The organism is Bacillus sp. 522_BSPC (assembly GCF_001076885.1).
GTDB classification, from domain to species: domain Bacteria; phylum Bacillota; class Bacilli; order Bacillales; family Cytobacillaceae; genus Niallia; species Niallia hominis.
The window spans coordinates 1-10,001 of sequence record NZ_JVDT01000033.1; the positions used below are offsets into that span (position 1 = coordinate 1).

Sequence of the window (10,001 nt, forward strand, 5' to 3'; positions counted from 1 at the left end):
AAACCTCATTTTATTTGGAGAACTAGACTTTTTCAGTGCCCTCCCTCAGCTACTGCGGGGTCTCGCCTTTCTCGCTAATCCCATAGGAGTCTACGTGTATTCAGGCTGCTCCGTATTACTAATTAGTTTATTTTCCCTTTTGAAAAAGCAACAATTCTATAAGAAAACAGCCTTTTGTTTAGATAGTCAATTATTAACCAAAACCCTTCTGTCTTTACGTATATACCATTTCTAATTAAGGACTGGACATAATAATCTCGAAGCTATGTGCTCATTAAATAAAAAAAATAGGAAATGCTAAAAATGTAACAAGAAAGGGAGGTGAATAGAAAGATGGCCCGTCTTAAAAAGAATCCTTCTAAAGCAGGTGTTAGTGCGGCTAGTGTGAAAGGAAATGCTGGTCCGACCGTTGAAACAGATGGTGGTGGAAAAGTCAATAGTCAAAATAATCAATATAAAAAGCGATAGTTTTTAGGAGGTCAAATTAAAATGCAACAACAGCAACCCAATAATATGACTCAGCCAAACGGGATGATGATGAAACCACCAGTTATGGTAACAGTCAAAGATTCCCTTTATTTAACAGATATGCTCTCTTGGAATTTATTAGCAATGAAAAAAGCACATTTTTTTGCTCAAAGTGCCCAAGATCCGGCTATTAAATCACAGCTTGAAAAATGTGGACAAATGCATCAGCATCATTATGAAAGAATACTTAATCACTTAAATGATAGCAATCAGCCCATGTCTCAACAACCACAATAATTACTTACTAAATTGCAGCGATTGTTGATTCATACTGCTCATTCTGCTAAAGAGAATGCCAAACCTTATTTTGACCTTGTCTTTGGCAGAATGAGTAGCTTCTCATAAAAGAGAATGGATGAATCAGCAATCAAACATATGAAATAATATCTTGTGAGGAAGGACAAAGAAAATGAACCAACAAAATACAATTCAAAATCCTGAAGCGCAGGTACCAAAAACACCACAAATGAATGATCGTGATTTCACTAATGATATGCTTTCAACGGAAAAATATTTAACCGACTCTTATTCAACAGCATTAAATGAGGCAAGTAATGAACCACTATATCAAGATTTATTATCGATTTTTACTGAAACGCAAAATATGCAAAGGGAACTATATGATTTAATGTTTCAAAAAGGCTGGTATAAGCTTGAAGCAGCTGATCAGCAAAAGCTTCAACAATCCTATCAGCAATTTAAAGGCTATAGTAACCAGTTCCCTTACGGCAATACTACTATTCAGTAATCTTATTGATTCATACCACCTACGTATTTGGTGGTATGTTTTTGTACTTTGTCCAGGCTTTCTATATAGCATATGTTTTATTTCTGATTTTGTTTTCTTATCTCATTCATTTTTTTTATTTCGGATATTATTTCTATCATCGTTTGTTTACCATCTGGAAATTTAGCATTCCAATGCTTTACCAATCCTGGCATGTTTTTCGACATAAATGAATAAAGCATCCATATTTGTACTTTTTCATTTAACTCCTTATTTTCATCTCCTAGTAGTAATTCTGTATAATTACTTAATAGTGCTTCAAATTCTTCTCGAAATTTTTCATTCATTATATTATTCCTCCTTATATATACATTGACAATAAAAATAAATTGTTTTATTATTAGATTACACCCAATGATAATGATTATCAATATCATTAACTTCCCAAAATGATGGCTATTCTTTCCTTTTCTTCCCCCTCATTAAAGAATGGAGAAAGAATAAACGAAAAGAGGCTGCACCCTGTCAGCCTCTTTTCGTTATGCTCAAATAAAAAATTGTTATTCATCGCTGGAAAACATATACTTTTTATAATGGTATCTAATCGAAAAAATTAATCCCATAGAAAGCATATTCCCCATTAAAGAACTACCACCATAACTAATAAAAGGAAGTGGAATACCAGTGATTGGAAGAATCCCTACTGTCATTCCAATATTCTGGAAAACATGAAAACAAAGCATACTAATAATTCCTACACTCATACAAGTATAAAAAGTATTTTTTGTTTCCAATGCTACTTTTGTAATGTGGTATATAAGCAAGAAAAACAAACTAATTATAATACTAGCGCCAATAAAGCCAAACTCCTCTCCAACCACACTAAAAATAAAATCGGTGTGATTTTCAGGAAGTACTACTTCACTAGTGCCAATGCCCTTCCCTGTCGTTTGACCCGATCCTATCGCAAGTAAGGATTGGGTTAAATGATATCCAGTTGTGCTCTGATACGTATATGGATCCAACCAAGAGTAGATTCTTCCCATTTGATATTCCTTTACTCCAAAATACGTTGTAATCCAATCCGAATGCCAAATAACCATATATAGGACTGCCGATGCAATAACGGCAAAACTGGAGAAAATAGGCGTTAATATCTTCCAAGAGATACCAGAGATAAATACCATACCTAACATAATAGCAAGGAACACTAAAGAAGTTCCTAAGTCAGGCTGTAACATTACTAAGAATAGTGGAAGTGCCGTTACTCCTCCAATTTTAAATAATAGTAAAAAGTCACTTTGTAAAGTTTTCACAATATATTTTTCTTGATGTTCTACAATTAATCGAGATAGCGCTAATACTAAAAACACTTTAACGAATTCAGAAGGCTGTAAAGAAAAGCCAGGAAGCGTAAACCAACTTTTCGCACCATTAATTTTTCGTGCAATACTTTCTGGCGCAATAATAAGTAAAACTAATAATAACAAACCAAAACCATATAAATACCAAGTTAATTTTTTTAACTGATCCGAATCTAGCCGAATCACTCCAATAATAATTCCGATACCAACCACATAATATAAAACCTGCTTTAACACATAAGCAGAATTCGCTCCATAGATAGCAGTAAGACTTGTTAAACATAAAAGCATTAATATTAGAACAAGTGTATAATCTATTTTTGATGAATTTTTTGGGGACATATTGTCATTGCTCCTGTTCAGTAAAACTTTTAACAGTGGGGCTTGAATCCTCTCACACTAAAAACTATTATTTTTTATATTTATTTTCTCCCTAAATGAATAGAAGTAATTTGCATATTTACAATTCTCCATTATATTTGTATTTGCATGAAATAACAACTTTCGACAATCATTTTCGTAAAATTTATTATTTTGAATCCTAACTTTAATCAAATTGAATCAAAACTGTTTAAAATGTCATACAACGATTATTCCCTTTTATATTCCCCCAAAAAAAAGAGAATGATCAAAAGTGTTTAGCATCCAGTAGAATTTATCTGGAGATGTTAACTTATCTTTTGACCATTCTTATTTTTTGTTTTTCATTTAATTTAGTTTACACGGATTGTTTTTGTTAACTCCACTAAATCGTCGGCAATTTTCGCTAAAGATTTAGTAGAAGTAGCTATTTCTTCGATTGCTGCCAGTTGTTCTTGGGAGGCTTCCGATACGTTCATCGAATTTTGACTATTTTCCTTCGCGATACCTGTAACTTGATCCACAGATCCTGCAACCTCCACAATATTCGTAGAAATCTTAGTGGCAGCATCCAAAATGTCTTTCATTTGACTGCTCATTGATAACATAGAATTGGAAATAATACTAAACTTTTGCTTTGTATCATTTGTAATATTAATGCCATCCTTTACTTCCTCTGTCACTCTTTTCATTGTTTTAACCGACGACAGGGTATCTTTTTGTATTTCATTTACTAATACAGCAATTTGTTTAGCAGATTGATTAGATTGTTCAGCAAGCTTTCTAACTTCTTCAGCAACTACTGCAAAACCTTTTCCTGCCTCTCCGGCTCTAGCTGCCTCAATTGCTGCATTTAAAGCCAATAGATTGGTCTGATCAGCAATTTCTGTGATTACATTTAAAAATTGCCCAATTTCTTGTGAACGCTCCTGTAATAATACGATAGAGTCATTAGATTCCTTCACTGAATTCTGGATTAAACTCATTTGAGTAACAGTACTCTCCACAACTTCTTGTCCTTCTTTTGCCTTCAATACTGTATCATTCGTGTTTTTCACCATTTCTTCTGTATTTTTGGCAATATCTTTAATTTCGTTATTAACAACTGCAACAGAATCTACAATGAACTCCATTCCTTTCGTTTGCTCTTCAGACCCTGCTGCAACACTCTGAATGGAGGAAGAAATTTGTTCTGATACATAGCTTGTTTCCACTGTATTCGCCGTTAATTTTTCAGCAGATGCATTAATATGTTCAGATGTCTCGTTTACTTTCAGCACTAAATTTCTTATAAATTCTTTCATTAAAATAAATTCATCTGTCAATTGGCCAATTTCATCATTCGAAGCCTTATTAATTTCAATATCTAAATCGCCTTCTGTAATTCTCTTTGTAGAATTTAATAATTTTTTAAGTGGAGATATGATGATTCGTCGTGTAAATAATGAAACAATAATCGTCACAAAAACTAGATTAATAATCGTATTTACGAAAATACCAAATGCTTCTGGAAAAATGCCTGACTCATGAATAATTTCATGCAACTTAAACGAAATCATCGTACTAAAGAATGTAGCAAAAAGTATGATGATTATCATTTTTGTTCTTAAACTATGAAATAAATTTCTTCTTTTCATATAGCTATACCATCCTGACTTTTTATAGTTCTTTTCACCTGTTATTTCTAAAAAACCTCCAACTTATTTTGTTTATAATTCTTTTATCGACAGGACAAATGAATTATAAATAGGAAATTTGATGAAATTTTCACAAAACAAATAGTTGTTTATACCTATTTTACAAAATACTGTTGCTTAAAGCAATTAGGAGGAAAAAATAACCCTATTTTGGTTGAAAACACCCTTCATTAAAAGGGCGTCATGAATTTTGTCGCTATTAACCGTGTTTCGCGAACTATAACAATGATAAATACGCTTATGTATCGAGATATAAAAAAAGAGGTATAGCCAAACGAACGGCTATACCTTAAGTGAGAGGAGGTTATGGGGTTACGGTATAAGAAATATGACTGTGTATTCAGCTTCTAAGAAGGTGATACAAGCTATTCCTTATACTTATTAAATATGCTTTTTTGTAAAATCAGTGAGGGCTTATCCCCTTTATCCATAAAAAAGGGCAATCACCCTTTAAAAGTAGTATATTATTAATTCTCCACATATACTAAGATATATGAATAGCTGAAAGAAGGTTCGAAATGAAAAATCACGTATATGTAAACACGATTATCTATTGCTGCATATTGACTCTTATCATAACGTTTCTGTTCTATGCTATATCTGGTTTATCGGTTTACACCATTGCTTCTTTGCTCTCTGGTATCATTGTTGCTTTCTTAAATTTATTAGAAGAGGAAGTCATTCATAAGAAAATTCATGATAAACAATAGCTTCCTTTTTCAAAAAGCATGTAGATTTTAAAAAAATTATCTTTGTATGTATAAAAAACGAAAAAGGGGGCCACAATGATACTACAAAGTGTAATTCCCCCTTTTGTTTTAGAGTTGTTAAGGAATCTCCTTATCCGAGTTTCCTTAACAACTCATTTTTTTATTGAATTAATTGTAGGAATTGCTGTGTTCTTTCTTCTTTAGGCGCAGTAAAGATATTCTGTGGATTTCCTTTTTCCATAATATAGCCACCATCCATGAAGATAACTTCATCTGCAACCTCACGCGCGAATTTCATTTCATGTGTAACTACAATCATTGTCATTCCCTCATTAGCAAGTGCTTTTATTACCTTTAATACTTCACCAACGAGCTCTGGATCTAACGCTGAAGTCGGTTCATCAAACAACATCACTTCTGGTTCCATTGCCAATGCTCTTGCAATGCCAACACGCTGTTGCTGCCCACCTGAAAGCTGGAATGGATAGTAATCGATTTTATCCCCAAGCCCAACTTTATTTAATAATTCAATAGCTTTATTTCTTGCTATTTCCTTTGATTGCTTTTTCACCGTAATAGGGCCTTCCATTACATTTTCCAAGGCCGTTTTATGTGGAAAAAGATTATAGCTTTGAAAAACCATTCCTGTCAATTTTCGAAAATCGGTTATAGCCTTTTTTGTAACCTTTTTCGAGAAGTCCAATTGTTTATTTTCAATCGTAATATGGCCATTCGTCGGTATCTCCAATATGTTTAAACAACGCAGCATCGTCGTTTTTCCAGATCCAGACGGTCCAATAACGACAATGACTTTCCCTTTTTCTACTTCTAGATTTATGTCCTTTAATACTTGTAAATCACCAAAATGCTTTGACAACCCCTTGATGGAAATCATGCTAGTTCCTCCTTTCTCTATCGATTAGTTATTTTCTAATTAGAAGCTTGATTATTTATTCAAGTGACGTCCGAAGCGATTTTCAAGACTCTGCTGAATAATAGATAGAGGGAAGCAAATAAGCCAATATAAAAGCGCAACCTCTGAGTATAGAAGCAAAAATTCATAGTTTGTGCTTGCTATTTCCTGTGCTTTTCGAAACATTTCTGTTACTAGGATTAAGGCAGCAAGGGATGAATCTTTAATTAAACTTATAAATGTATTCGACAATGGTGGAATGGACACGCGCGCAGCCTGTGGCAAAATAATTCTTTTTAAATTTTGGGCATAGCTCATTCCAATCGAATATCCAGCTTCCCATTGCCCTTTAGGAATACTCAATATGGAACCTCTAACTATTTCTGACCCATACGCTCCAACACTTAAGGAAAAACCAATGATTGCTGCTATAAATGGTTCAAGCGTAATGCCAATGTTCGGAAGCCCGTAAAAAATAATGAAAAGCTGTACGAGTAAAGGGGTTCCTCGAATTACGGAAACATAAATCCCTGCAATGATTTGCAAAATTTTAACACTTGATAATCTAGCTAAAGCGGTTAATACAGCTAAGATCAGTCCAATGATAAAGGAAATAATTGATAGTGGTATCGTATATAAAATAGCCCCCTTCACCAAAGGAAGAAGGGAACTAACGGCAATATCATAATATCGCTGGAATGCTTCTGGGTCTGTAAAGATATTATTTAAGTACATCTTCTCCGAACCATTTCTCAGATATTGATTTATACGTACCATCATCAATCATTTCTTGTAATGCTGTATTTACCGCTTCTACTAACGAATCATTTCCTTGTCTAAACATTAATCCACTTTGGGCCACATCATCTGCAGAATCAGCAATCACAACTTTTGCATCCGGCTTTTGTTTTTTAAAGTCTAAAAATGATAATTTATCATTAATTGTTACATCTACTCGTTTTGAATTTAACAATTCAACAGCTTGATTAAATCCATCTACCCCAACTAACTCAGCACCGTTAGATTTGGCGATTTCAGCGTAATTACTTGTTAATGATTGTGCTGACTTCAATCCTTTAATGTCTTCAAAGCTTTTTACATCTGAATCTTCTCTTGTGATAAGTACTGCAGAAGAAGAAATGTATGGATCAGAGAATGAATACTTCTCTTTTCTTTCATCATTAATTCCTACTTGGTTTGCAATCATGTCAAAACGCTTTGCATCAAGTCCAGCAAATATGGCATCCCATTGTGTTTCCATAAATTCAGCTTCTACACCTAATCGTTTTGCGACTTCTTGTGCGATTTCCACATCAAATCCCGTTAATTTCCCTGAATCATCATGAAAAGTAAAGGGAGGGTAAGTACCTTCCGTACCAATTACTAATTTTCCATCTTCTTTAATTTGCGCTAATAAATCTGTTTTGTCATCATTTTTATCTGCAGAATCATTTGATTCATTATTTGAATTACCACCACATGCAGCTAAAACAATGGTAAGACTTAGTAATAAACTAAACAATATACTTAATTTTTTCATATTAATCCTCCTAATTCCGATAAGACTTGTCAGCAATTGTTATCATATTATATGGGGATTACCTTTGTCAAAGCTTTCCTTCTAACTTTTATTTTCACCAAAAGTTCTGTCATTAACCATTTGCGCTATATCCATTTCATACCAAAAAAGCGACCCTTTAAAGGGTCACTTTTTTCATTTATATAAAAATCCCCTTACTAACGATATTAATTACCAAGAAGCTATCCTTAGTAGGGGTATAACATTTGTTGTCTAGGTATGATAAAAATATAATAGCTTCATGCTGCTTTTTTCGTAAAAACAAGTGGATATAATTGTAATTCCCCTTCATAAACCCTATGCATATTATATTCATCTAATAAATCATATGGGGTTATTAAACAAGGTGGCTTAGTAAAAAATAAAACACCACTTTCATGTAAGATAGATGCAACAAACTGTGAACAAAAATAAGCATTTTTCCGATTATAAGGTATTTTAAATAAAATAAATAATAGGCCAAGAAGATTGTAGCGGTAATTTCTTTGTTCTTTCTCCATTTCTTCAATCTTACACTTCATTTTTTCATATTGTGTCTCCGTCACAGAGATGGAATATATGATGCAACGGCTTTTTCGAAAAAAATCATGTTTTACATTTTCCTTAACAAAGCCGCCAACAAAGGGATTGCTAGGTTTCCTTCTGCCAAAACTATACACTTCATTTAGTTGTGGATCAAAGGAAATAGATGCATGATTATGGGGCTTTCTCGTAAATAACTTAATACAACGTGTGAATAATGTTCCTGTATCAGATAAAATAATATATACTTTTTTTTCCGTCACACAAACACCCCTCCCTTCTAAAATCCGTAATTTACACTCTTTTCACTTTACTTTCGTAAATAAATAGATCGTAAGGAAATAATTGTTCTGATGTATCTTTTAATTTTCAAAGACACCTATTACTTTTTCCATTCCTCTGTACTATCATATAAAGATTATCTAAGTCTTGAAACAAACTCTTGGATTATTTTTGTCTACGTCTTTAGACTTAAAAAGTGACAAAAAGCATCCTTACATAAGAATTCTGCCATCATGATGGTTGTTCCTTCTATGTAAGCATGCTTAAAGCAATTTTTTAATTAAGGATGTTTTCGTTACATGCACTTTCCTTTCCATGGGGTACGCCTAAGCCAAGTCGCAAGCTTAAACTGTGGAGCCGCCATTCTCGCTTATCACCTAGGAGTTTATGTATTCAGGATGCTCAATATGTCTAATTAATTCATTTTAGGACAAGTGATCGATAATTATCCAGGGGAGGTAAGGATCCCTTTTTAGTTGCGACCATTGCTCCTAGCTTATTGGCACACCTTATATAATTCACCATCTCTTCCTCTGAATTAGGGAATCCTTTTTCGTGTATATAAAATAGAATTGTTGCCATAAATGCATCGCCAGAGCCATTGGTATCTAAAACATTCACCGCCTCTGCAGGTACATGCATTTTTTTCTCAAGCAATCGTCCAATAGCTCCTTTTTCTCCGAGAGTAACAAGCTGAAATGGGATATTTAAATTTGCCAGCTCTTCCATCCCTTCTTCCACCGTATCTACCTCCATTAGAAAATAAAGCTCTTCTCTTGATAGCTTTAGAATATCAACAAAAGGCAAAAGTTCTCTAATCACCTCTCTACATTCCTCTTCCTTATTCCATCTTTTCAAGCGTATATTCGCATCAAAAGCAATTAGCAGCCCTTTTTCCTTTGCTAAGCTTATTGCTTTTTTCGTTGCTGCTCTTGCATGTGGATGAAAAAGTGTACCTGATCCAAAATAGAAAATAGCTTTATTTTCAAATGATTGTCCTTTAATATCTGATTCCAATACGACTTCATCGGGAGTTTCATTTTCGTAGTTATGAAAGTGTCTTTCCCCATCTTCATCGAGATGAACAAAAACTTTGGAAATTTTCTTTGTTGATGTCCGAACGCTTTCATCCAAATTTATTTTTTCCTTTTGCATCTCTTCTTCCACAAATATACTATCTTCATCTATTCCTAACTTTGTAATATAAAAGCTTGGAATAGCAAATCTACTTATATGTACAGCGACATTAACAGAAGCTCCTCCTAAATTTCTATCAAAACTGTTATTATCCCTTGTTTGTGAAACAAAATCGATAAACG

At 33.5% G+C, this 10,001-nt stretch carries 12 protein-coding genes and 1 pseudogene; 4 read left to right on the forward strand and 9 right to left on the reverse strand.

Annotated elements, in window-relative coordinates:
• The first annotated feature begins 333 nt into the window (after positions 1–333).
• From ADJ83_RS24720 to ADJ83_RS02780, 3 genes are all read left to right on the forward strand, one after another.
• On the forward strand, positions 334–468 hold the full coding sequence (locus ADJ83_RS24720) for a YuzL family protein (protein ID WP_081836570.1): 135 nt from the start codon (positions 334–336) through the stop codon (positions 466–468).
• A 21-nt stretch (positions 469–489) separates the two neighbouring features.
• The gene (locus ADJ83_RS02775; protein WP_031536345.1) at positions 490–765 is read left to right on the forward strand and encodes a hypothetical protein; all 276 of its coding nucleotides are present in this window, start codon (positions 490–492) and stop codon (positions 763–765) included.
• A 172-nt stretch (positions 766–937) separates the two neighbouring features.
• The gene (locus ADJ83_RS02780; RefSeq protein WP_031536346.1) at positions 938–1,276 is read left to right on the forward strand and encodes a spore coat protein; all 339 of its coding nucleotides are present in this window, start codon (positions 938–940) and stop codon (positions 1,274–1,276) included.
• Between the two features lie 77 nt (positions 1,277–1,353).
• On the opposite strand, the gene ADJ83_RS02785 is transcribed toward ADJ83_RS02780, so the two are convergent.
• From ADJ83_RS02785 to ADJ83_RS26790, 4 genes and pseudogenes are all read right to left on the reverse strand, one after another.
• Positions 1,354–1,602, reverse strand: a complete 249-nt coding sequence (locus tag ADJ83_RS02785; protein WP_031536347.1) for a DUF2573 family protein — start codon at positions 1,600–1,602, stop codon at positions 1,354–1,356.
• 213 nt (positions 1,603–1,815) lie between these two features.
• Positions 1,816–2,961: a rod shape-determining protein RodA gene (rodA, locus tag ADJ83_RS02790; RefSeq protein WP_031536348.1), complete on the reverse strand. Its 1,146-nt coding sequence runs from the start codon at positions 2,959–2,961 to the stop codon at positions 1,816–1,818.
• Between the two features lie 371 nt (positions 2,962–3,332).
• Positions 3,333–4,283, reverse strand: a complete 951-nt coding sequence (locus ADJ83_RS02795) for a methyl-accepting chemotaxis protein (protein ID WP_414630331.1) — start codon at positions 4,281–4,283, stop codon at positions 3,333–3,335.
• A 9-nt stretch (positions 4,284–4,292) separates the two neighbouring features.
• A pseudogene (locus ADJ83_RS26790) lies at positions 4,293–4,616 on the reverse strand (HAMP domain-containing protein); the annotation flags it as partial.
• Positions 4,617–5,194: 578 nt separating this feature from the next.
• Here ADJ83_RS26790 and ADJ83_RS25145 point away from each other — a divergent pair.
• A complete protein-coding gene (locus tag ADJ83_RS25145; protein ID WP_152910785.1) occupies positions 5,195–5,386 on the forward strand; it encodes a hypothetical protein in 192 nt (63 codons plus the stop codon).
• Between the two features lie 160 nt (positions 5,387–5,546).
• Here the strand turns inward: ADJ83_RS25145 and ADJ83_RS02800 are convergent, their stop codons facing one another.
• The 5 genes from ADJ83_RS02800 to ADJ83_RS02820 form a co-directional block, all read right to left on the reverse strand.
• Positions 5,547–6,281 (reverse strand): amino acid ABC transporter ATP-binding protein, encoded by a 735-nt coding sequence (locus ADJ83_RS02800; RefSeq protein WP_031536350.1) that lies wholly within the window; start codon positions 6,279–6,281, stop codon positions 5,547–5,549.
• A 51-nt stretch (positions 6,282–6,332) separates the two neighbouring features.
• On the reverse strand, positions 6,333–7,034 hold the full coding sequence (locus tag ADJ83_RS02805) for an amino acid ABC transporter permease (protein WP_031536351.1): 702 nt from the start codon (positions 7,032–7,034) through the stop codon (positions 6,333–6,335).
• Positions 7,021–7,839 carry an amino acid ABC transporter substrate-binding protein gene (locus tag ADJ83_RS02810; RefSeq protein ID WP_031536352.1) on the reverse strand — a complete coding sequence of 273 codons (819 nt, stop codon included), beginning with the start codon at positions 7,837–7,839 and terminating at the stop codon, positions 7,021–7,023. Before ADJ83_RS02810 ends, ADJ83_RS02805 begins: the two co-directional genes overlap by 14 nt.
• A 278-nt stretch (positions 7,840–8,117) precedes the next feature.
• The gene (locus ADJ83_RS02815; protein WP_031536353.1) at positions 8,118–8,663 is read right to left on the reverse strand and encodes a hypothetical protein; all 546 of its coding nucleotides are present in this window, start codon (positions 8,661–8,663) and stop codon (positions 8,118–8,120) included.
• 439 nt (positions 8,664–9,102) lie between these two features.
• Positions 9,103–10,001 (reverse strand): carbohydrate kinase family protein (locus tag ADJ83_RS02820; protein ID WP_048716750.1); only part of this gene is annotated, 899 nt, incomplete at its 5' end.

Coding starts and splice junctions, on each gene's coding strand:
- ADJ83_RS24720 (WP_081836570.1), top strand. CDS start 334: ATGGCCCGTCTTAAAAAGAATCCTTCTAAAGCAGGTGTTAGTGCGGCT.
- ADJ83_RS02775 (WP_031536345.1), top strand. CDS start 490: ATGCAACAACAGCAACCCAATAATATGACTCAGCCAAACGGGATGATG.
- ADJ83_RS02780 (WP_031536346.1), top strand. CDS start 938: ATGAACCAACAAAATACAATTCAAAATCCTGAAGCGCAGGTACCAAAA.
- ADJ83_RS02785 (WP_031536347.1), bottom strand. CDS start 1,602: ATGAATGAAAAATTTCGAGAAGAATTTGAAGCACTATTAAGTAATTAT.
- rodA (WP_031536348.1), bottom strand. CDS start 2,961: ATGTCCCCAAAAAATTCATCAAAAATAGATTATACACTTGTTCTAATA.
- ADJ83_RS02795 (WP_414630331.1), bottom strand. CDS start 4,283: ATGAAAGAATTTATAAGAAATTTAGTGCTGAAAGTAAACGAGACATCT.
- ADJ83_RS25145 (WP_152910785.1), top strand. CDS start 5,195: ATGAAAAATCACGTATATGTAAACACGATTATCTATTGCTGCATATTG.
- ADJ83_RS02800 (WP_031536350.1), bottom strand. CDS start 6,281: ATGATTTCCATCAAGGGGTTGTCAAAGCATTTTGGTGATTTACAAGTA.
- ADJ83_RS02805 (WP_031536351.1), bottom strand. CDS start 7,034: ATGTACTTAAATAATATCTTTACAGACCCAGAAGCATTCCAGCGATAT.
- ADJ83_RS02810 (WP_031536352.1), bottom strand. CDS start 7,839: ATGAAAAAATTAAGTATATTGTTTAGTTTATTACTAAGTCTTACCATT.